Genomic DNA, 21,647 nt, shown 5'->3' on the forward strand with positions numbered 1-21,647 from the left:
CCTGCTGCGCGAGATCGCGATGGCACTGGCAAACGGGGAGATCGCAAATGACCAAGATCACGGCTGAGCATCTTGCGCGCAGCGCCTTCGTCTATATCCGTCAGTCGACGGCCGATCAGCTTATGCACAATCAGGAGAGCCGGCGCCGGCAATACGGGCTCGCCGATCGCGCTCGGCAGTTCGGCTGGGCCACGATCGAGGTCATCGACGATGATCTCGGCCGCTCGGGCGGCGGCATCAATCGACCGGGTTTCGAGCGGCTCCTGGGGGCGATCTGCGAAGGGCATGCGGGCGCCGTGTTCGCGATTGAGGCCTCTCGGTTGGCGCGCAACGGCCGCGACTGGCATACGCTGATCGAGTTCTGTGGATTGGTCGGGACCGTCATCGTCGACGAGGACGGAATCTACGATCCTCGGCATCCCAATGATCGGCTGTTGCTTGGCATGAAAGGCACGATGAGCGAGCTCGAGTTGTCACTGTTCCGTCAGCGCTCGCAGGAGGCGCTGAAGCAGAAGGCGCGCCGGGGCGCGCTGTTCCTCGGTGTCGCCGCCGGCTATGTGAAGACCGGCCGCGAGCGGATCGAAAAGGACCCGGACCAGCGCGTGCAGGATGCATTGAGGCTGGTGTTCGCGAAGTTCGCCGAGCTGCAGAGCGTGCGGCAGGTCCATGTCTGGCTCAGAGACGAAGGCATCGCTTTGCCCGTTAAGTCGCATGATTTAGAGGGGCGCCTCATCGCCTGGAAGCTGCCGCTCTACAATACTGTGCACAACGTTCTGACCAACCCCGTCTATGCGGGCGCCTATGCTTTCGGGCGCACGACAAGCAAGGTCATCATTGAGGAGGGCCGCAAGCGCGTGCGGCGCGGGCTGCGGCGTCCTCAGACGGAATGGGACGTCCTGCTCAAGGACCAGCACGAAGGCTACATTATGTGGAGCGAGTTCGAGCGGAACCAACAGGTGATTGCCAATAACGCGACCGGCAAAGGCAGCGCCACCGCCAGAGGAGCGATACGGCGCGGGGGATTGCTTCTCGCGGGGCTTCTGCGTTGCGGTCGCGGCCGCAAGATGTATGTCGCCTATGGCGGCAGGGCGGGGCGCTATCACTGCGAGGGTGCGCTCGTCAATCATGGCACCAAGCGGTGCATCTCGTTTGGCGGCTTGCACGTCGATCAGGCTGTCGGCGCCGCAGTTCTTGACGCCTTGAAGCCGCTCGGTATCGACGCCGCAACCAAGGCCCTGGAGGCTCAAGCGAGCGAGACGTCAGCCGCACAAAGGCAGCTTGAGCTGGCACTGCAGCGGGCGCGTTACGAGGCAGCCCATGCGCGTCAGCAATACGATGCTGTCGACCCTGCCAATCGTCTGGTAGCCGGCGAGCTGGAGCGCCGCTGGAACAAGGCGCTTGAAGCCGTGCACCAGATCGAAGGCGAGATTGCCGCACTCGAGGCGAGAAGACCATCTTCGCTGGGAGAGAAGGAACGAGACCACCTGATGCGGCTCGGCGCCGATCTGGATCTCGCCTGGTCACACCCGGCAGCAACACCTGCGACGCGCAAGAGGATCGTTCGCGCAGCCTTGAGCGAGATCGTCGTCCGCATCGAAGGTGGCATCATCGAGATGGTCCTGCATTGGCAGGGAGGGGACCACACGGAGTTGAAGCTGAAGATGAACGCCGCCGGCAAGCACCGCTGGACAGTTCCCGACGATACTTTGACGCTGGTCCGCGAGCTGGCGCGCCTGATGCCCGACCGCCAGATCGCGCGGCTCCTCAATCGCGCCGGTAAGCCGACAGGGCGAGGCAATGGCTGGACCCAAGCGCGGGTCTGTTCGTTCCGCAGCCATTACGACATTGCCGTCCACCGCGCGAGCGAATGGGCTGAGCGGGGCGAGATTACTCTTGAAGCTGCCGCGCAAATCATGGATGTGAGCGTGATGACGGCGCTGCGCATGGCCCGGCTCGGCATCATCAAAGGGCGGCAAATGTGTTATGGCGCGCCCTGGGCGTTCAAGGCGGCGGATATCGCCGCCTATCGCATGCAGAATGCCCCGCGGCGTCCGCTAACAGCCGATCCCGCCCAACAGCGCTTTGATTTTCAATGACATAGAAAGTGAGCATTATGACTCGTGGCTACTAGGCCATCGCAGCCTGGCGACGACGACACTATACGCCCAGGTCTCAGCTGTGATCGGCCGGACTGCCAGTCCTTTTGACCAACTCCGCATGGAGATCACGCCGCCCGGCTGAGCCGCGCGCCATGCGCCCGGATCTGGAAGTGGCGGATGTATTCCACCGTCACGGGGCTGATTATCGCCGCGACCATGCCGGCCATCTCGGGCGTGTCGAGCGCCGGGTCATGGCCGCGGTGGAGGCGTGCCGGACCGCGGCCCTAGGCGGTCACGCCGAACAGTGCACCGACTGCGGCCTCGTGCGGCAAGCCTATAACTCCTGCCGCAACCGCCACTGCCCTAAATGCCAAGGCCTAGCCCGCGCCCAGTGGCTGGCCGAGCGGCAGGCTGAGCTGCTGCCGGTCCCATACTTCCACGTGGTCTTCACCGTTCCCGCCCAGATCGCTGAGATCGCCTTCCAGAACAAGGCGGCGGTCTATGCGATCCTGTTCAAGGCCGCATCCGAAGCCTTGAGGGTGGCGGCGGCCGATCCCAGGCATCTGGGCGCCGAGATCGGCGTGGTCGCCGTGCTTCATACTTGGGGTCAAAATCTCCACCATCATCCGCATGTCCACTGCGTCGTGCCGGGCGGCGGCCTGTCGCTCGAGCCTGCCACGGCGAAGGCCGGGGACCAGCGATGGATCGCCTGCCGGCAGGGATTTTTCCTGCCCGTACGGGTTCTGTCGCGCCTGTTCAGGCGGCTATTCCTGAAGCGCCTGCAGGACGCCTTCGACGCTGGCCAGCTTCGCTTCTTCAGCGATCTCGCCAGCCTGGCCGACCCTGCCACCTTCTGCGCCCAACTGGCTGGACTGAAGCGGATCGAATGGGTCGTCTACGCCAAGGCTCCGTTCGGCGGCCCCGAACAGGTTCTCGCCTATCTGGGCCGCTACACCCATCGCGTCGCCATCGCCAACAGCCGCCTCGTGAGCCTGGACCAGGGCAAGGTCAGCTTCCGCTGGAAGGACTATCGCCATCACGACAAGTCCAAGCACAAGCTCATGACCTTAAGCGCCGACGAGTTCATCCGGCGCTTCCTGCTGCACGCTCTTCCAGACGGGTTCCATCGCATCCGCCATTACGGCCTCCTCGCCAACGGCCACCGCGTCGCCAAACCCGCCCAGTGCCGTCTTCTTCTGGCAGCGCCCACGCCGCCGCCGCCGGACGCGACCGCCGACTATCGCCAGCGTTACCGCTGTCTCACAGGACCCTCCCTGGACATCTGTCCGGGCTGCGGCGGCGCCATGGCCACGCTCGGCCCGATCCCGCGCAAGGCCCCGATCTGGCCAGACACCTCATGACACGCTGCGCACTGACACGCTCGCACCGGCCATCCCGGCGTCTGCTACAGTCGCCGCCGGGCCTTTGCGCGCTGCTAGTCAAAGTCGCAGCCCGCTGTCGCCAGCAACGCTGCACCTCAGCGTCAACGACCCAATGGCGCCGTCTCTCGCGTCGCAGATGGTCCTGCATCGCGACAACGGGCGACCGCTCAACAGCGATCGGCGAGCCCGCTCCGGCGCCTCGGACACACTGTCGCACCCTAAATCCCCATAGCTCCGCCCACCATCCCGCGGTTCAGTTCAATCAGGCTTCAATGTAGTCGCGACTCGTGCGAGCCCGTACCATCGCGCCCGCGACCACACAGAACCCTCCAGATTCAATTTAGGATTCTGCTCCAGTTTTGCATTTGACTTTGCCGAAGATCGTGGCTTTGAGCGGCGATTTCCGGCAAATTGCGTGCCCGTACGCGTGATTCAACTGTTGTGGCGAAGCTGCGAGGCAGCGAGCGATGCGGCCGAAGGAACGGCGCGAAAGCGGACAGACCGACCTGTTGCGATCCCGGCTCGACCAGATCCTCAATATGGACCATGCGCTGGTGAAACTGGCCCGGTCGATCGACTGGCGCTTCCTCGAACAACGGCTTGGCGCGGTCTATGACGACGATCCCGGCTGGCCGCCGCTGCCGACCCGGTTGGTGGCGGGCCTGGCCATCCTCAAGTCGATGCACAACCTGTCCGACGAGGCGCTGTGCGAGCGCTGGCTTGAGAACCCCTATTACCAGCTGTTCCCGGCGAGGAGTTCTTCCAGCACCGCCTGCCCGTCGACCGCAGCTCGCTGACGCGCTGGCGTCTGCGCATGGGCGAGGAGCGGCCGATGGCCTTGCTCCAGGAGAGCCTTGCGGCAGCGACGCGGCTGGGGGCGGCCAAACCGGCCGACTTCCGTGCGGTGATCGTCGACACCACCGTGCAGGAGAAGGCCATCACCTTCCCGACCGACGCCAAGCTGATGCACCGGGCCCCCGAGCGGCTGGTGACGCTGGCCAAAAAACACGGCATCGGCCTGCGCCAGTCATATGCGCGGGTCGGCAAGTTCGCGCTGATGAAGCATCAGCGTTATGCCCATGCCAAGCAGTTCAAGCGTGCCAACCGGGGCGCTCGAACGGCTGCGCACCATGCTCGGCGCGGTGATCCGTAAATTACCCGCAAGCTCGCCGGGCAACCCGAACTGACCCAGGTCCTCGCCCTGCCGCTGTCGCTTCCCCGGCGCGTCAGGGACCAGCGGCAGCGCGAGCGCGGCCGCAAGGTCTATTCCCTGCACGCTCCCGAGGTGGAATGCATCGGCGAGGGTAAGACCCCACAAACCTTATGAGTTCGGCGTCAAGGTCTCGGTCGCCACCACGCTGCAGCGCAGCCGCGGCGGCCAGTTCGTCGCCCATGAAGGCGCTGCCCGGCAATCCCTATGACGGCCACACGCTGGCCACCGTCATTCCCGCCGCCATCGGCGCCAATCTCGGCAAGATCGTCGCCGATGCCGGCTGTCGGCCACAACGCGCCGAAGGACAAGATGTTCAAGGTCCATGTCGCCGGCTACAGGCGCGGCCTCACCAAGGCCATCAAGCGGGCACTGCGACGCCGGGCCGCCGTCGAACCAGTCATCGGCCATCTCAAGCAGGACCACCGCATGGGCCGCAGCTTCCTGGCCTTCACCGAAGGCGACGCCAACAACGCCATGCTCGCCGTCGGCTACAACTTCAGCCTCTTGCTCAACTGGCTGAGGCTTTTGTTTGCCTTCTTCCTGGCGCTGCTTGCAACCGCGCCAGCGTCACGGGTCCAGCCACGATCACCCTGACCTCCGCAGCTCAACCGGAATAGTCTCAGAAACGGGGCTCGCCTTCAACGCCGGTGCCGAAATGGCTTTCTTCACGGGCGACTCCCCCGCGGTTGGTAAAAGCGCGACGGCGCTATGTACTTACTTCGCCTCCAACACGGCACTGAGGAATTGCCGCGTCCGTTCATTCTGGGGATAGCCGAAGAACTGGTCAGGGGGGCCTTGTTCGACAACCTTGCCGCCGTAAAAGAAGCAGATACGATCGGAGAACTCCTTGGCAAAGCCCATCTGGTGCGTGACCATCAGCGTGGTGAGGTCATGCTCGGCGCCGAGCTTGCGGATGACGTTGAGCACCTCTCCGATGAGCTCCGGGTCGAGCGCCGATGTCACCTCGTCGAACAGTATCACCTTGGGCCGCATGGCGAGCGCACGGGCGATTGCCACGCGCTGCTTCTGTCCGCCGGAAAGCTGGATCGGGAAGTGGTTTTTCTTATCGCAGAGCCCCACCATATCCAGCAGTTCGGCGGCGCGCGCCTCCGCCTCCTGGTTAGAGAGCCCAAGGACCGAGACCGGCGCCTCCATGCAGTTCTGCAACGCTGTCATGTGCGGAAAGAGATTGAAGTGCTGAAAGACGATGCCGATCTTGCCGCGCACGCGCCTGAGATGACGGTCGCTGGCCGGCCGCAGCTCGCCGTTCTTCTGCTCGTGAGTGAGCGCTTCGCCGTCTACCCAGATGACGCCTTCAGTGAGACGCTCCAGCGTCATCAGCATGCGCAGCACGGTAGTCTTGCCAGAGCCCTAAGGGCCGATGATGCAAACCTTCTCATTGCGGGCGATGTCCAGATTGAGCTCGTCCAGCACGGTCAGGGCCCCATAGCGTTTTGTGACGTTCTCGAAGCGGATCATGGGTTCGTTCATGACTTTCTCGTTCTACCTGATGTCGTGATTGTCCAGCACGGTTAGCGTCCCATAGCGTTTTGCGGCGTCTCGAGCGGACCTTGGGTTCGCTCATGCGGACCTCCTACTGCAGATGGTAAGGGCGGTTGAGCCAGAAGCTCACCGCCTGCACGACCGCGGAAGCGGCCAAGCTGAATACGAGAAAGAAGAAGCCGACCATGATGATCGCCTCCGTGTAGCGGTAGTTGTTGGCACCGAAATTCTTCGCCTGCTGCAGCATCTCTAAAATCGCGACGGCCGCCAAAATCGGCAGGATGATGACGCGCCAGGTTCGTACCCGCGATAGGTTGAGCGCTGTGCAGACCTCCCACTGGCCTTCTTCCACCGCCAGGATGCCAGCACGATATACCTCGTAGCAATAAGCGGCATAGTGGATGCCGAGCACGCCGATGCTGGCCGTCCAGGCGGGGATGACGATGCCGAATTGCGGTCCGACGAAATAGACGAAGAACATCTGCAGCAGTAGAGGCGTGGAGCGGATGAACTCCACGATCTCCGCCATGGCTATAGACATGTAGCGATTCGGCGACTGGCGGATCAGAGCGAAGACCAGGCCCAGCACCAGCGCGATCGCGAGGCCGAGAAGCGCGGCCTGAACAGTGACGATCGCGCTGCGATAGAGATACGGCAACACCTCCCAGACATAGGACCAGTCCCATATGTTCATGCCAGCGCCTCCCGGACGAAGCCACTCGAGAGGCGGCGCTCCAGCCAGCGCACGGATGGCGTGATTAGGGCGCGCGCGATGACGTAATATCCCAACAGCGCCACCGCGAAGAACAGCAGATAGTTGCCGGTGGCGTCGGCTGCCAGCTTGGAGGCGGTGGTGAACTCGGTAATGGTGATGAAGAAGATAAGCGAGGTCGCCTTAAGCAGTTCGATCAGAAGGTTGCCCCAGGGTGGCAGCATGGCTCGGATCGCCTGCGGCAACAAGATGCGGCGCATCATGGTGAGCCGCCGGAAGTTCAGCGCGATGCTCGCTTCATACTGGCTGCGGTCGACGGCTTGGATGGCGGCGCGCACCAACTCGGCACCGTAGCCGGAGAAGTTCATGCCGATGCCGAAGATGGCGACGGTACAGGCCGAAAGGGCGACGCCGAAGATCGGCAGCACAAAGAACCACAAGTAGAGTTGCACCAGCAGCGAGGTTCCGCGGAAGAATTCGATATAGGCAACGGCGAACCAGCGCAGCGGCCAAAGGGGCGAAACCCGGATCCACCGACGATCAGCCCGAGCACGATCGCCACCAGAGATGCGCCGATGGTTATGATAAGGGTGGTCAGGACGCCGTTGGCGAGCGATGCCACGTTGAAGCCGAGCGCGAATTCATTCATGCCCTTGTCCCACTGCGCCTCCCCGGCTACGATCGGGGAGGCTCATCCAGGTTTATGGAAGACGGCTGACGCCGGGCCTTATTCATTGCACAGATCGGCGGTCTTGGTGCCGTCCGGTAGGTGAATTTTAGAGTAGCCGTATTTGCCAACCGTTCATCATCTCGTCTGAGCCGATATAGTCCTCCAATACCTTGTTGAAGGCGTCGACTGTGGCCCGCTCATTGAGCGGGAATGCGATTGCGGGATAGCCGACGATGGGCGGGGTGAACTGAGCGGCTAGCTCGACGCTTTCATCCCCGTGGGCAAATATCTGCATAGTTAGCGGCGCCAGCGGCGGCGCGACCGACCTTCACAGCCTGCACGATCTCCGCCGTTCCGGCGACCTGCATGATCTTGTCGTCGGCGATGCCGACATTGCGCGCGTTCTTGACCGTGTCGTAGCCGGCACCTGTAACCAGCGTCAGGCCCTTGTCACGTATATCGTCGAAGGAGCGAAGCCCTTCCGGGCTGCCCTTCGGCACGAGCAAACCATCGGCGGCCCTGCCGAAGGGTTCGGTGAACAGCACATCGCGGCAGCGCTCCGGAAACATGAACATGCCGCCGTTGATGATGTCGAAGCGACCGGCTTGCAGGCCAGGAATGAGCGAGCCCCATTCGGTCACGACCGGCTCGACCTTGGTGGTGCCCAGTTTCTTGAGGATATCCAGCGTCATTGCATTGACCCAGCCGAGCGGCTCGTGATTTTCGCCCGGATTGGCGAAGGGAGGCTCGTTGGAGAAGCCAAGCCGGATCGTCTCTCCGTTCTTGATCTTCTCGAGCAGCGCCTGCGCCGAAGCTAAATCGGCCGTCGAGGCAATTGCCACGGCTATTAATCCCCTCAGAACTGTACGTTTCAGAGGATCCTTCGTGCATTTAACGTGCTGCCACTTAAACATCCTGAAATTCCTCCGTTCCTGTTTCGCCGTTGGTCCCACCAAAACACACCGTAAGACGAAGTTCATATTATAGGCATGAGTTACGGTGCGGCGGTTCGCTGGTCGGTTCAAAATTGCGCCTCTATACGTCCCTCCGACCTTCGACTGAGCCCAGCTTGATTTCGACCGTCTCAGTACCCGTTATGAAAATAGCAGCATAAACTGCGTAGCAATTTTGCTATATCAGCGCAGGAAATCGGCATTTTCGGTGGCATCTGCGGCTCTATCCGACGAGTTGCTGCTGGAGGGAAATACCTCACCCCATGATGATCAACTGAATCTCGCGGACGCGCCAAGCCAAAGGCCGTCCACACTATCAAATCGCGATCGACATCTCTTTGCGGATTCAGCCCAACATGAAAAGTTGCCGCGGCGCCTTTGTGAGAACCTCGACGCCGGATTCGGTGACGCGAATGCTCTCGCTAAGCACGTAGCCGAAATCTTCCTCAACCCAGGAACCGAGATGCAAGTGGAAGGTCATATTCGGCTGGAGAACCGTCGGATCGCTCAGCTTAAGGCTGGTCGTCTTTTCCATCCAGTTGATACCGATGGAGTATCCGGCGCGCGACCGCTTCGTGAATCCGTGCTTCTCGGTCGTGCTGTGAATCACTTTCGCTACTTCGCCGCTGGCGGCACCGGCACGGATTACATTCAGGCCCGCCTCTAGGCCGGCGAGCTGTGCTTCATGAATACGCAGCAGGCGATCGGACGGTTTGCCGAGGATGTAAGTCCGGCAGATCGGAGCGTGGTAGTCATGCCGGACACCGGCGATCTCGAGATTGACTTGTGAGCCTTTCCGGAGGGTATCTTCGCTCCAGGTGGTATGCGGATTCCCAATTCGGGACGTGGCGCAGAAGTAGGGTGTTGCGATCCAAGTCCCGGGTTTGCCGTTCGCTCCGCGGGCGAGTGTCCCGACAATTTCGGCGATCGCATCTGCCTCCCGCATGCCGGGGCGCATAACTTCCGCGGCTTTGAGCACTCCGGCGTCGGAGATCGCGGCTGCCTCACGCATTACAGCAATCTCAAGATCCGACTTGAGCGTGCGGATTCGGGTTACCACGTCCGAGAAGTCGTTGATGCGTCCCTGCGACAACCGGCCCTTGAATTTTGCGGCCGAGTCAGCCGTCAAATTGCACAACTCCAACCCAATGGCGCTCTCCCCAAGTCCCTGGTCGAAAAGGAAATCGATCACCGCATCGTAACCGTTCTTGTCCGGATCGCCCATCAACTCTTCCGAGTAGCCTATGATGCTGTCGCGTTTCATGAAGGTCTCCTGCACGGCCGCGGCAACGTCCATCCAGCGGAGAATGAAGACCGGCTCCTCCCGCGACGCCAGGACGATGACCGCGCGCGTGTCATAAGAGTGAGCGACGGACCCCGTGAGGTAAGTAATGTGCGCGTTGTCTGTGATAACTAGCGCAGCAATATCACACTCGACCATCTTCACTTTCACGGCAGCGAGTCTGCGCAGATATTCCGATCGGGGGAATACCTGCGGACCTAGCATAAGAAACTCCTCGGATGTGTCTCGTTGTGGTTCGGCCAGGGAGAAGTGCCTGCCAGCTTGTTACGATTTTCACAATGCCGATTCTCAACGCTTTTGAAGGTTATAGCGAAACAATGCTGTGCCGGTTGGTCAGGCGCTAGATCAGCGCTTTCGGGTGGCTGCCCTGTGTAAACTCCACACCTCGGCAGCAACCAAATCTCCGCCGCAAGACGTCCGGATGCACCAATAGTAATGACCTGTTCGGTTATATTCATACTGCGCTCGTATGCGTGGTTATGCCTGAACCGGATGTTGGTTGCGAGATCCGGATGCCAACGTTTCTCGTCTGAACGTAGCCGTCCAATGCTTCCTGACCCTTCTCCCGACCATAGCCGGACTGCCTTACTCCCCCGAACGGTGTTTCTACGCCCCCGACGTACCATCCATTCACGTACACTTGCCCAGCCCAAAGGCGATCGGCCGCCCAAAGGGCTCGGTCGATATCCCGAGTGAACACACCCGCAGCCAAGCCCTGATCGGTATCGTTCGCGAGATCGACCCCCATTGCCGTATCATCGAACGCGGTAACAGCAAGAACAGGACCGAATAGTTCTTTCTGGAAGAGAGTGCTGTCTCGCGCAACATTGGCAAAAACCGTCGCCGCCATAAAATAGCCGCTCCGCTCGGAAAGTGCAGTTCCGCCAGTCACGAGGCGCGCTCCCTGCGAGAGGGCCATCTGGCAGGCTCGCTCGGCTCCCTGCCGCTGCTTTTGGGATATCATCGGAGTGATGTCGCAGTTGTCGCGCCCCGGACCAACCGACAGTCCTTCGACGCATACCTTCACTCTCTCTAGCAGTTCGTCTGCAATAGGACGTTCCACAAGCAGACGTGTGAGGTTATTGCAATTCTGGCCGGCATTTACAAAGGTACCGATGCGCACCGCTTCGACAACGTCATCGAGATCGGCATCGGAATACACAACCGCCGCTGACTTGCCCCCCAACTCCATGATGCAGGGTACGATGCGCTCCGACGCGGCCTTGAGAACCGTTCGTCCGATAGCCATCGAGCCCGTGAAGACGATGTGTCGAACATCGGGATGCTCGATCAGCGCTTGACCTGCCGTTTGGCCGTAACCAGTGAGCACGTTGACTGCTCCGGCAGGCATTCCTGCGGTCTCGCAGGCACGTGCGATTTCGATTCCGGACAAGGGTGCCAGCTCTGGCGACTTGACCACCACAGAGTTGCCGGTTGCGATGGCGCATGCCAGCGAACGGGCCGTTAGTTCTAGCGGCCCATTCCAAGGAACGATCTGTGCGGACACGCCGTACGGACTTCGGAGAGTGTAGTCGACTAGGTTGGCCCCGCGCGGGATCGAGCGACCTTCAATCTTGTCGGCCAAGCCACCGTAGTACCTCAGGTATCTGATGGCGGTCCGGACTTCCTCATGGGCGAAGTTCAACGCTTTCCCCGTCTCAATGCAGTTAACAGTCCCAACCTTGTCCTCGCGCGCTTCAAGTGCGTCCGCAACGCGAAACAGCATGCGTCCACGCTCATAGGGATGGATGTCTATCAACACGCGGTCGCGGAAAACGCGATGAGCGGCAGCGACGGCAAGCTCGACATCCTCGGGCCCTGCTTCTGCTACCACGGCAATCGTCTGCGCATTCGATGGGTCATCCACCTCGATCCGTTTGCCGGACCAAGAATCCCGCCATTCCCCATCTATGTAATTCTTGATCACCTCTGTAGTAGCCATTCCCAGTCCTTTCCGGAAATCTCATCAACCCGCACCGCGGCTGGCGTCTCTGTCTTGCACAAATTGCAAAGGCCTCGGCTTAACCGTGAGCCGCGTCATGACCGACAACGGTGGCCCCTTCACCAGAGAGCCTTCGCCAGACATGCCGCCCCTCATCTGCTCGTTTCAGACGGTCAAACGACTCTATATCGCTGGACATCAACTTTTAACTCATTCGATGAACTTGATCGCCGCAGGATAATCTGATAAATTTTTATAGCGATGCGTTATTTCCTCGCCAACCATTATGTCCTTTGTTGCAATAATAGTAGCCCACGCGCCGGCGTCCCCGTCAGTCCAAATTGTTTCTGCATTCGGATTAAACGAGTGATTCACTATAGATATAAAACCAAATACAACGTAACCAGCCAGATCGCTGCTACTATGGTCATCGCGAACAAAGTAGTATTGCAATAATCCCGTGCGCCTGAACATATATTCTGCCTCTTGATCAAATCCCCAAGTTGGGGCTCGATCAATAACATCTCCGGCCGTGAATGGAATATTTGCAAACAAGCCACGACCCTTGCCGGGAACACGTTTTACATATACTGCGTTACTTCGATCGAAGATCTTGTCGACCATCGCTGGTCTCCTCTTATGCTGAGCATTAACGTTTCCTGTGTGCGCGTTCGCACTGGCGAGGCCACCATTGAGCTTTCGGTCGGGCTTTAGCAGTATGCTGCTTCAGAGAAGTCAACGGCCAGCGTAGATCCCGGCCTGCGAGGATCGCCGATCTTGACGTGAGGTCATCTTGGCGGAACGGCCATCGATCTGTTCCGAGTATCGCCCCTGCTCCCGCCCACGCGGTTCCCGACAACGGTGCCTCGCCTGCGCTAATGCCAACTGATCACTGGGATCAGCAGTGCGTCTTCTGCCGGATTAATGCCCAAACTTTTCATCATAGGAACCTCTGCCACGCCATTGTCTCCAGCGAAGATAGCGTGTCCTCCGCCTCGTGATGCCTACCTAAACGCGTGGGTGCTTTTGCCGCGTAGGACGTATTAATATTAACGCCGATTGTTTCTGTCGCGTACCTCCCGATGGACACCTCGAAAAACTTAGCCTTCGGCGAACCGAGTTGATCACCGTGTCGCTGATGTTCGGCGAGGCCGCGGGACGAACTCGTCCTATGACCTCTTATGCGCGGGAGATTCGCTGTAACAATAAGGCAAGCCACTGCCGATGAATGAGTATACAACACTGCTAGATGTATCAAGACATGTAGGTTTACTTGATGAAGCAGCCCGTAGACTTGGCCTCCTGTTCAAAATGGGTGAGAACTTCGACGAATATATCGAGATCACGGCAAAGATTGTCGGCAAGCCACAGACCGATCCGAGCTTCAGGCCGGATTGTTCGCGGCTTGACGCAGGCCGTGCCTTTTGGATTATAGGAGAAGATCAGTCGGGAAAAGTAGCGCATGTTCAGGCTCTTCGGGTGGACTTGATCACCACCAACTTGGCCGAACATCTCGAGTCATTAAAAGCGTTCTATTCGAATCCAGAGAGCCTCTCCGGCTCAAGGCCGTCCTGTATTTGCCGCGCGCCCGCCGCTCAAAACATAGCTCGGTTAGTAGCTTATCACGGCGATATTTGGCTCCGAGAGGATTTTAGGGGGAAGGGTTTACCTAGAACATTTGCCGGAATTGCATTTGGGCTAGCGTGGGCAAAATGGAGACCCGATTTTATCTATGCCCTTGTCCATACTTGGTCAATTGAGAAGGGTGTCGCTGATCAGTATGGTTATCTCCACCGACAACCACACGGGGCCGTCTTGTGTTTACCTGACCGAGGGATCAAAGAGGATGATTGGCTTATTTGGCTAACGCGAGGCGAATTATCCCGGCTCATCAAAGGGACAGCAGCTAAGCCGCAAGCGCCGGGCCTCTCCTGATGGCTCTTTCACGTGCGATCGGAGCGAGGCGAGCTGACTTGCAGCTGTAGGCAGCCCTGATCGAAAGAGGTCAAGCTTTATCGTCGCCTTTACCGGGTAATGACGAACGCAAGGCGTCCGCGGACCGGTTCAGGCAATCTTCGAACCGTGATTTGGCTCTATGTTTGCATAAGGTGTGGGAACAAGGTTGCTCAATTGGCGGACCCTGAAGCCAGGAGGACGAAGTTATGGAAGAACATAGGGTTGGTTTGGATGTTTTCAGGGCCGGCCTTTCGATCGCCGTCGCCGACGGCGGTCGGCACCAAGAGGCGCAGATCATACAAGCATTTTTGCCGTGCTTGCGATGCACATAATCGAGCGCCCTCCTAAGAATTTGCAAGTAGCAGCGTTGCCATGCCACTTCCGGGACACCCTGCGGATCGTCGCGGCGCGGCCGCCAGGGTCGTCGGACACGACTATTTCTATTCCTCTGAGACCGCGCGCCTTCAGCGCTACGACGAAATCCTTCGAGGCCAAGCGGACGTCGCGATTGGCCGCCTTCGGTCCCAGTCCAATTCGACCGCGATCAGCGCGCGTGGGTCATGGCGATGCCGGCTTAGGGCACCTTCGCTTCACGGGGCATGGAGGAAGAGGTAGGCAACTTGCAGCGGACGCTCGGCAAGACCGTCTCAAGTCCGGGCTCTAAAGAGGCACTTTGCTAAACGTACCTATGGCACCTGCTGCCCGTGTCGGGGCACACATATGCAAGGGAAGATTGGCTTGGCTTTCGATTACATAGTCGTCGGCGGCGGCTCTTCAGGATGCGTTATCGCGAACAGGCTATCGGCCAATGGAAGCAGCGTCCTGCTCATCGAGGCTGGTCCTGACTTTACCCCACAAGCCATCCCTGATGATATCCTCGATTCCAATCCCACGCGGGCTTACTCCAATCCGCGCTATCAGTGGCCGTCACTCACCGCGAGCACAGTGCAGGGTGTCAGCAGTCGCGTACACTATGAGCAAGCCCGGGTCATGGGTGGAGGGTCTAGCATAAATGCTCAAGTAGCAAACCGGGGCGCCCCTGCGGACTATGATGAATGGGCATCGAGCGGTGTAACGGGCTGGGCTTGGGAAAATGTCCTTCCATACTTCCGACGGCTTGAGTGCGATCTAGATTTTAGCAACCATTTTCACGGCAATGACGGTCCGCTTCCTATTAGGCGCGCGAGTAAAGCGGAATGGTCTGGGTTTATTCGCGCTGTATCAAACGCTTATAAAGATAGAGACATACCATTCCTGCCTGATTTTAACGGCGAGTTTCGCGATGGTCACTCAGTTGTTCCATTGACGAACCGCAACGGCCATCGCGTCTCAACTGCCATGGCTTATTTGTCGGAGAGTGTTCGCGCTCGGCCCAACCTGACGATTTTGCCCGAGACCACGGTCGAGCGGCTAACCTTCTCAGGGCGTCAAATATCGGGCGTCGAGACCGGAAGTGAAACTGGCCGACGCTCCTACAGCGCGTCAACTGTCGTCATATGTGCCGGAGCAATTCATTCCCCTGCGTTGCTGATGCGGTCCGGAATCGGCCCTGCTGAGCAGCTACTAAACCTCGGCATTCCAGTTGTCGCAGATGTGAATGGCGTGGGGAAAAATCTTCAAGAGCACCCCGGGGTCGCCATCTCAGCCTACTTGAGACCAGAGGATCGCATGGCGCCCAACGCGACAGGCTACATTCAGATGCATGCTCGCTACTCATCAGGCTACGAGGGTTGCTCGTCAACGGATATGGCCATTTCAGCCCTCGCAAAGTCTGCGTGGCATCCGGTCGGCAAACGGCTTGGAACTCTCTATTTTTGGGTTAACCGCACTTATTCAACCGGAACGGTTTCGCTCAAGGACTCGTCTCATGCGACTGAACCTGAGGTGAATTTCAATATGTTAAGCGACAAACGTGATGCCGAGCGGCTGAAGGAGGCGTTTCGGTTCGTAACACGGCTGTTTGAGCATAATGCGCTGGCAGCTGTCGCGCTCGACCCATTTCCTTCTACTTGGACTGGGCGAGCAAAGCGAATCAGTAAATACAATCGCTTAAATTACGGGCTCACTACCGTTGTAGCGGCGCTCATGGATTCTTCAGCGCGGTTACGCCGAAGCCTCATTAGGTTTGCAATGACTGATGGTCGTGCCATCTCAGACCTCCTTGATAGCGACGAGCTTCTCGACGGCTTTATACGTCAGAATGTTTTTGGGAATTTCCACCCCACTTCAACCTGCAAGATGGGACCTGCGCTGGACCCAACCAGTGTTACGGATCCATCAGGGCGCGTTCACCGGGTATCAGGCTTAAGAGTCGCCGATGCATCGGTGATGCCGTTCGCCCCCCGCGCAAATACGAACATCCCTACAATCATGGTCGCCGAAAAGATATCTGACGCAATATTGAATGAGGGCTGATGGAGATATCGGAGCGTAGCGTAAGTGTTGGAATTCGGCGGACCAGCCTGCGGAAGGTTGAAGTTATGCTTCATCCGGCGAGGTCAACTGACGGGTGCGGAGGATCGATAGGCAGCGTCTGCCAGCTGTGGACTGTCGCATCGGGCGTTGGCTAGAGGCCATCAAGGCTCAGAACAGTATGGCGGCGGTTCGCCGGAGACTCACCGGCTCGGGATCATCGACGATGATCCGCTAGGCCGCGGTCGTCCCGCCGGTCATGTCCTCGACGCAAAGTTGGATCTTCTGGCCGGCCGCGCGTCAATGACCATCATCACAGCGATCACGGTCGCGTTGCGGTCGAGCCTGACGCAAGCCATCGTGCCCTTGATGATCACGCTTTCAATTGGCTCCTACGCCAGCGAGCGGGCCTTCCTGGCATCCTTGTTGGCCTTTGGCCTTGCGCCAGACCAAAGTGCGGCTAGCCAGATGCTTGCCGATGGCGCGGCAAGCGCACGCGTGGCGTGTTGGTCGCTCTGCCGATAGGCACGCAGGCGCTGCTCTTCCACTCCGCCGTCTCGTCATCTACGGCGTGGCGTGCCTGAGCGCCGAGATCTCGATGGCGTCGAAGCCCCCGTCAGCAAGCGCGCCCGACGGGCGCGACTGCTGCCCTTTACCGCGGTAGGCCCTCGCTGGCCGTACAGGGGAAAACGGGCTCCAGCTCTGTGTGTCGTTTCGATGAAGCCGCTTACCCGCTCACGGAGCCAGTCGCTCGGTCAAACCGGCGCGAAAAAATGACACAATACTTAACGAGAACGTCGCAATAGATTCACGATTTATAACCATACTATGTATTGCCAATGAGACATGCTATTTTTAGGATCGGCGGAAATTAATATGAATAACGGAGGTTCATTCTTATATAACCCTAAAAGCAAGTACATAAGACGGCTAAAAGGTGCGACAACTCGCGTTATGAGTTTAATGGGTGCCTCGCGGAGTACTCGAGATTGAAGTAAGACACCCAATCTGCTGCGGCGTCTTCACACCTTAACGCGCTGGCTGCCTCGCGCGACCTGCGCCCAGGGAACTGTCATCGTATGTAGAGCCCACATCCTTTGATGGCGATAGGTGCCGTCTGCAGGAGCGGGTACCCCAAGCCGGCACACTTCTGAGCGACCGCATACATACGCGCGAGGAATGCGGACTGTTAAGTTTTCGAGAAGCCCATGGGGCAAAGTACACCAACGGAGCAGCAAATATGACCACGCTACCGCAAATTTCATTAGCGAAACTGGCAGTCAATGCAACGCGACGCGAAGAGCGCCAGCGCCTGCAAATGGCCTGCGAGGAGTTTGGGTTCTTCTATCTTGTCGAGCACGGGATCCCGAAGGAGCAGATCACACAAGCCATCGAGGCTTCCCGGCGGTTCTTCGCGTTGCCCCAGTCCATCAAGGAACGCTACGGTCACGCTGCTCAAGGCATGTATCCCACGATCGCCCGTGGATACAGTCGGTTGCGTGGTGAAATACTACATCCCGAGGCCGGCCCCGATCCAAAGGAAGTGTTCGACCTCGGAATCGACAGCGAAGGCGACCGGCGGCCATTTGCCGGAAGCACGCGCTTTCCGGACGACGCCTTGGCTCCTGGTTTCGCGCGAAGCCTGCTTGCTTTGCAGACTACTGTGCTCGACGGGGTTGTCCCGCAGCTCGGGACCGCGCTTGCCGACCTGATCGGTATGGAAGAGGGCTGGTTTCCACGCCATTTCAGCCCGCCGACGCTCGGCCAACGCGTGATCCGGTATCCAGCTCGCGGCGGCACGTGCGCCAAGCACACCGACGGTGGCTTCTTCACCCTGGTGCTGCAGGAGGAACTCCCCACGCGCTCTTTGCAGGTGTGGTTCCGCGAGCGCTGGATGCCAGTGCCGAGCCTGCCCGACAGTCTCGTAGTCAATTTGGGCGACATGCTTCAGGCCCTGAGCGACGACCGCTTCAAGAGTACGCCGCATCAGGTCGCGCACAGTGGTGTGAGTGACCGAATTTCGCTTCCCTTCTTTATCTATCCCGACATCGACGCTCATCTGACTTCGCACCAAGGGCGGCACCAGTTCAGGGTCGCAGAAATGATGCTGCGCAACTTCGAATCGGTCGAAGCCGGGAATGGCGCCGGAAGGGCGCGAGAGTTGCAGTAATGTCCGGTCTTCTCAAGCGTGCGCAAACTATGGTGACGACGCGGCGCACCTTGGCCTTATCCGCTCGAAGAAACTCCCGCGGGCGAGCCATGGTTGCAACGCGCCTCGGGATGAAACCCGCTTATGCTGTCACATTTTTCGAATTGCGACCGCACGAGATCCACGCGTGTACCTTTTCAGAGTTGCAGCCCACGGCTCTCCCTTTTGCCGCCGCGCTAAGCCGATGATTTCGGATCTGGAAATTGGAGCGATTTCTCATCTGCCGCTGCGGCGCGCCCGCGCGAGTTTATTCGGGAACGCTGCGGCTATATGTTCTCCTTCAACGACGGGAGAATGCTCATGTACGTGAGCCATGATCTCAACAAGGCTTTACAATCAACCCAGAATTGGATCAGCGATCTGATGTGGAGACTTCGCTGGCATGATCGCGAACAAGTCTACCAAGCCCTGATTGCAACGCTGCATGCCCTGCGCGACTGCCTGAATCCCGACGAGGCCGTTTACATGGGCGCACAGTTACCAGCCTTACTCCGCGGCTTTTACTACCAGGGCTGGCATCCCCGCCGCCGCGCCACGGCCAGAAATCGAAATTCGTTTCTCGACCGGATCCACGACGGCGTTCATCGTGACCCGGCGGTGGATCCGGAAGAGGTTGCCCGCTCGGTCCTCGGCCAATTGGCGGCCCGTCTGTCTGCAGCAGAGATCGAAGAGGCGAAGGCCGGCACTCCAAGAGTGCTTCGTGACCTTTGGCCAGTCTGACATGACATAAGACGTTTGCTCAGGAGCGCACCCACGAAGCCACCGGCTGGGGCAGCCTTTGGACCAGGAAACGAATTGATGCTTCCGAAATCATAATGGGCCGGCCTTCGGGACCATATGCAGTTGATGTCGGACTTGATCATTGCGAGGCTCGGTCCTGGCACGGATGGCATCCCACATCAGCCTGTGGGTCAATGCGAGTTTGGTAGCGCAACCACGCACGCCCGCGCATCAGCTTGCCTGAGCTGCTCGGCCGGCAGAACGGTCTTTTTGAAACTCTTGCCCTCGCGACGCAGGAAGCGACCGAGGTCGCCGGAAATAGGTGAGACCGCGTTTCAGCCGGTGCCGCCGTCCACGCGTAATGTTGGCATCTCGCTCGACCTTACGCAGGACGAGGCACCTTGCTCCCCGCTGCCGATTCCGACGTGAAGCCGGCCGCCATTCCGATCAAAGACCGGCCACCATTCCGATTTGAAGCCGGCCACCATTCCAATCGAAAGTCGGCCAGTTTTCGGCACTGAACATTACCTCCTGGGTCAGCAACTTTGGCATCAAATGCCCCGCGATGAACGGGGAGATTTTGATGCCGGCAAAGAGAAGGCTGACCATGAGACAGTTACGACAAATGCTGCGGCTTGCCGGAAGCGGGACGAGCTCCCGCGAGATTGCCGTCGTGTTGGGAATAGCGCGCAGTACGGTGCAGGATAATCTGCAGCGCGCAGCGGCGGTTGGATTGAGTTGGCCCTTGCCGGGCGAACTGACCGACGATGCGCTCGAGGACAAACTCTTCACTCGCAACGGCGTCAAACAGGGCACGAGAAGACGCACAGAACCAAACTGGGCCGACCTTGCCGTCGAGCTCAAGAAGCCCGGTGTCACCTTGCTCATCCTCTGGGAGGGGTATCGTGGGTCGCATCCCGAAGGATATGGCTACAGTCGCTTCTGCGAACTCTTTCGCAGTTTCGAGCAGCGGCTTTCGCCGACGATGCGCCAGGAGCATGCGGCCGGCGACAAGGTCTTCGTCGACTATTCCGGCAAGAAGATCCCGATTGTTGATCACAAGACCGGTGAGATCCGCGAGGCAGAGATCTTCGTGGCAGTGCTCGGCGCATCCAGCTTCACCTATGCTGAAGCAACATGGACACAAACACTTCCCGACTGGATCGGCTCGCATGTTCGGATGTTTCGTTTCTTCGGAGGCGTTCCCCGGTTGGTCGTTCCCGACAATTTGAAGTCTGGCGTCAGCCGCGCCAGCTTCTACGATCCCGAGATCAACCGCAGCTACGGCATGATGGCATCCCACTATGGTGTCGGTGTCCTGCCGGCACGGCCGCGACGGCCGAAGGACAAATCCAAAGTCGAGAACGGCGTCCGCTTCGCCCAATCATGCATTCTGGGGCGGATGCGCAATCAGACCTTCTTCTCGCTGGCCGAGGCCAATGCCGCCATTCGCCAGGCACTCGATCGCATCAATGATCACGTCATGCGCCGGCTGGGCGTCAGTCGCCGGCAGCTGTTCGAGAGTGTCGAGCGCCCGGCTTTGGCCAGTCTTCCACTGGAGGATTACGAGTTTGCCGAATGGCGTTTGGCCCGCGTCTCGACGGATTACCACGTCGAGTTCAAGACCTTCTTTTATTCCGTGCCGCACAACCTCATTCGCCAGCAAGTCGATCTGAGAGCAACGGCACGCACCATCGAGATCTTTCACCGCGGCAAGCGCATTGCCGTCCATCAGCGCCGTTATGGCGGCCCTCGTCATGGAACTGATCCGGATCATATGCCCAGCTCCCACCGGCGATATGCCGAGTGGACGCCAGATCGCTTCCGTCGCTGGGCCGCATCCGTCGGCCCCGAGACGGAAGCCTTGGTTGTCGCAATCCTCGCCAGCCGCCCACATCCTGAACAAGGCTTTCGAACATGCCTGGGTGTTCTGCGCCTGTTTCGCGATGTCACACGCGATCGCGCCGAAGCCGTGTCAGCCCGCGCTGTCGAGATCGGTGGGCTGAACTGCAAGAGCATCGCCTCGTTCATCGCCAATCACAAGGCCGCAAGGCAGTCCACCGAACCAACCGCCATCGTCGATCCCGCCAATCTGCGTGGCCCTGATTACTTTCATTGAGGAGATACACCCATGCTGATCAATCCCACCATCGACATGCTGCGCGAACTCGGCCTTTACGGCATGGCAACCGCTTTCCTAGAACTCGACGCACAGCCCGAAGCGCGCGGCCTCGAGCACGGCGAATGGCTTGCTATGCTGCTCGAGCGCGAGGCGACCATGCGACGCCAGAAGCGTTTCGAAGCCCGCGCCAGGGCTGCAAAGCTTCGTCATGACGCACAGATCGAGAATGCCGACTTTCGTGCCGCACGCGGTCTTGACCGCAATCTGTTCATGGCGCTCGCCGGCTGCGACTGGATCCGCAAGCATCACAGTCTTCTCATCACCGGGCCGGCGGGCGTGGGCAAGAGCTGGCTGGCCTGCGCTCTCGGCCACAAGGCCTGCCGCGAAGACTTCTCCGTCGCCTATCACCGCGTTCCCAGGCTGTTTGCAGCACTTGCCCTCGCGAGAGGCG

Annotated in this window: 17 protein-coding genes and 2 pseudogenes; 10 read left to right on the forward strand and 9 right to left on the reverse strand. The window is 59.4% G+C overall.

Annotated features, from left to right (window positions below):
- Positions 1 to 47 precede the first annotated feature (47 nt).
- The 3 genes and pseudogenes from NKI79_RS31695 (at position 48) to NKI79_RS31705 (ending at position 5,288) form a co-directional block, all read left to right on the forward strand.
- Positions 48 to 2,096, forward strand: coding sequence for a recombinase family protein (locus NKI79_RS31695; RefSeq protein ID WP_352807143.1), 2,049 nt, complete (start codon positions 48 to 50; stop codon positions 2,094 to 2,096).
- Between the two features lie 155 nt (positions 2,097 to 2,251).
- Positions 2,252 to 3,460, forward strand: a complete 1,209-nt coding sequence (locus tag NKI79_RS31700; RefSeq protein ID WP_352807146.1) for an IS91 family transposase — start codon at positions 2,252 to 2,254, stop codon at positions 3,458 to 3,460.
- Between the two features lie 488 nt (positions 3,461 to 3,948).
- Positions 3,949 to 5,288 (forward strand): annotated as a pseudogene (locus tag NKI79_RS31705) (IS5 family transposase).
- Positions 5,289 to 5,408: 120 nt separating this feature from the next.
- Here the strand turns inward: NKI79_RS31705 and ehuA are convergent.
- The 8 genes and pseudogenes from ehuA to NKI79_RS31745 form a co-directional block, all read right to left on the reverse strand.
- A pseudogene (ehuA, locus tag NKI79_RS31710) lies at positions 5,409 to 6,185 on the reverse strand (ectoine/hydroxyectoine ABC transporter ATP-binding protein EhuA).
- Between the two features lie 103 nt (positions 6,186 to 6,288).
- Positions 6,289 to 6,891: an ABC transporter permease subunit gene (locus tag NKI79_RS31715; protein ID WP_352807149.1), complete on the reverse strand. Its 603-nt coding sequence runs from the start codon at positions 6,889 to 6,891 to the stop codon at positions 6,289 to 6,291.
- Entirely contained in the window at positions 6,888 to 7,550 is a 663-nt protein-coding gene (gene ehuC / locus NKI79_RS31720; protein ID WP_352807183.1) for an ectoine/hydroxyectoine ABC transporter permease subunit EhuC, read from the reverse strand. The genes NKI79_RS31715 and ehuC overlap by 4 nt, the downstream gene beginning before the upstream one ends.
- A 135-nt stretch (positions 7,551 to 7,685) precedes the next feature.
- Positions 7,686 to 7,874, reverse strand: coding sequence for a hypothetical protein (locus NKI79_RS31725; protein ID WP_352807152.1), 189 nt, complete (start codon positions 7,872 to 7,874; stop codon positions 7,686 to 7,688).
- Positions 7,849 to 8,421: a transporter substrate-binding domain-containing protein gene (locus tag NKI79_RS31730; RefSeq protein WP_352807155.1), complete on the reverse strand. Its 573-nt coding sequence runs from the start codon at positions 8,419 to 8,421 to the stop codon at positions 7,849 to 7,851. The genes NKI79_RS31725 and NKI79_RS31730 overlap by 26 nt, the downstream gene beginning before the upstream one ends.
- 457 nt (positions 8,422 to 8,878) lie before the next feature.
- A complete protein-coding gene (locus tag NKI79_RS31735) occupies positions 8,879 to 10,039 on the reverse strand; it encodes a M24 family metallopeptidase (RefSeq protein WP_352807158.1) in 1,161 nt (386 codons plus the stop codon).
- A gap of 250 nt (positions 10,040 to 10,289) precedes the next feature.
- Complete coding sequence (locus NKI79_RS31740; protein WP_352807161.1) at positions 10,290 to 11,777, reverse strand: aldehyde dehydrogenase family protein; 1,488 nt, start codon at positions 11,775 to 11,777, stop codon at positions 10,290 to 10,292.
- Between the two features lie 210 nt (positions 11,778 to 11,987).
- On the reverse strand, positions 11,988 to 12,401 hold the full coding sequence (locus tag NKI79_RS31745) for an SET domain-containing protein-lysine N-methyltransferase (protein ID WP_352807164.1): 414 nt from the start codon (positions 12,399 to 12,401) through the stop codon (positions 11,988 to 11,990).
- A 600-nt stretch (positions 12,402 to 13,001) separates the two neighbouring features.
- Here NKI79_RS31745 and NKI79_RS31750 point away from each other — a divergent pair.
- The 5 genes from NKI79_RS31750 (at position 13,002) to NKI79_RS31770 (ending at position 19,074) form a co-directional block, all read left to right on the forward strand.
- Positions 13,002 to 13,712, forward strand: a complete 711-nt coding sequence (locus NKI79_RS31750; protein WP_352807167.1) for a hypothetical protein — start codon at positions 13,002 to 13,004, stop codon at positions 13,710 to 13,712.
- Positions 13,713 to 14,471: 759 nt separating this feature from the next.
- Positions 14,472 to 16,148 (forward strand): GMC family oxidoreductase, encoded by a 1,677-nt coding sequence (locus NKI79_RS31755; protein ID WP_352807170.1) that lies wholly within the window; start codon positions 14,472 to 14,474, stop codon positions 16,146 to 16,148.
- A 273-nt stretch (positions 16,149 to 16,421) separates the two neighbouring features.
- Positions 16,422 to 16,670, forward strand: coding sequence for a hypothetical protein (locus tag NKI79_RS31760; protein ID WP_352807172.1), 249 nt, complete (start codon positions 16,422 to 16,424; stop codon positions 16,668 to 16,670).
- A gap of 715 nt (positions 16,671 to 17,385) precedes the next feature.
- A complete protein-coding gene (locus NKI79_RS31765; RefSeq protein ID WP_352807175.1) occupies positions 17,386 to 18,315 on the forward strand; it encodes a 2-oxoglutarate and iron-dependent oxygenase domain-containing protein in 930 nt (309 codons plus the stop codon).
- A 339-nt stretch (positions 18,316 to 18,654) separates the two neighbouring features.
- Positions 18,655 to 19,074 carry a DUF2267 domain-containing protein gene (locus tag NKI79_RS31770; protein WP_352807177.1) on the forward strand — a complete coding sequence of 140 codons (420 nt, stop codon included), beginning with the start codon at positions 18,655 to 18,657 and terminating at the stop codon, positions 19,072 to 19,074.
- A gap of 447 nt (positions 19,075 to 19,521) precedes the next feature.
- Here the strand turns inward: NKI79_RS31770 and NKI79_RS31775 are convergent, their stop codons facing one another.
- Entirely contained in the window at positions 19,522 to 19,683 is a 162-nt protein-coding gene (locus tag NKI79_RS31775) for a hypothetical protein (protein WP_189556919.1), read from the reverse strand.
- Between NKI79_RS31775 and istA the strand changes: the two genes are divergently transcribed.
- On the forward strand, positions 19,658 to 21,193 hold the full coding sequence (istA, locus tag NKI79_RS31780) for an IS21 family transposase (RefSeq protein ID WP_502909876.1): 1,536 nt from the start codon (positions 19,658 to 19,660) through the stop codon (positions 21,191 to 21,193). The genes NKI79_RS31775 and istA overlap by 26 nt on opposite strands.
- A 12-nt stretch (positions 21,194 to 21,205) precedes the next feature.
- Positions 21,206 to 21,647, forward strand: a 442-nt coding sequence (locus tag NKI79_RS31785; RefSeq protein WP_352807181.1) for an ATP-binding protein, incomplete at its 3' end; no start/stop codon positions are given.

Origin of the sequence: Mesorhizobium sp. M0340 (assembly GCF_040321535.1) — a bacterium.
Lineage (GTDB): Bacteria > Pseudomonadota > Alphaproteobacteria > Rhizobiales > Rhizobiaceae > Mesorhizobium.

What these genes read in the sequence shown, in the direction of transcription:
- NKI79_RS31750 (WP_352807167.1), top strand. Translation starts at nt 13,002, where the DNA reads ATGAATGAGTATACAACACTGCTAGATGTATCAAGACATGTAGGTTTA.
- NKI79_RS31715 (WP_352807149.1), bottom strand. Translation starts at nt 6,891, where the DNA reads ATGAACATATGGGACTGGTCCTATGTCTGGGAGGTGTTGCCGTATCTC.
- istA (WP_502909876.1), top strand. Translation starts at nt 19,658, where the DNA reads ATGCCGGCAAAGAGAAGGCTGACCATGAGACAGTTACGACAAATGCTG.
- NKI79_RS31775 (WP_189556919.1), bottom strand. Translation starts at nt 19,683, where the DNA reads ATGGTCAGCCTTCTCTTTGCCGGCATCAAAATCTCCCCGTTCATCGCG.
- NKI79_RS31735 (WP_352807158.1), bottom strand. Translation starts at nt 10,039, where the DNA reads ATGCTAGGTCCGCAGGTATTCCCCCGATCGGAATATCTGCGCAGACTC.
- NKI79_RS31770 (WP_352807177.1), top strand. Translation starts at nt 18,655, where the DNA reads ATGTACGTGAGCCATGATCTCAACAAGGCTTTACAATCAACCCAGAAT.
- NKI79_RS31745 (WP_352807164.1), bottom strand. Translation starts at nt 12,401, where the DNA reads ATGGTCGACAAGATCTTCGATCGAAGTAACGCAGTATATGTAAAACGT.
- NKI79_RS31725 (WP_352807152.1), bottom strand. Translation starts at nt 7,874, where the DNA reads ATGCAGATATTTGCCCACGGGGATGAAAGCGTCGAGCTAGCCGCTCAG.
- NKI79_RS31700 (WP_352807146.1), top strand. Translation starts at nt 2,252, where the DNA reads ATGCGCCCGGATCTGGAAGTGGCGGATGTATTCCACCGTCACGGGGCT.
- NKI79_RS31765 (WP_352807175.1), top strand. Translation starts at nt 17,386, where the DNA reads ATGACCACGCTACCGCAAATTTCATTAGCGAAACTGGCAGTCAATGCA.
- NKI79_RS31740 (WP_352807161.1), bottom strand. Translation starts at nt 11,777, where the DNA reads ATGGCTACTACAGAGGTGATCAAGAATTACATAGATGGGGAATGGCGG.
- NKI79_RS31695 (WP_352807143.1), top strand. Translation starts at nt 48, where the DNA reads ATGACCAAGATCACGGCTGAGCATCTTGCGCGCAGCGCCTTCGTCTAT.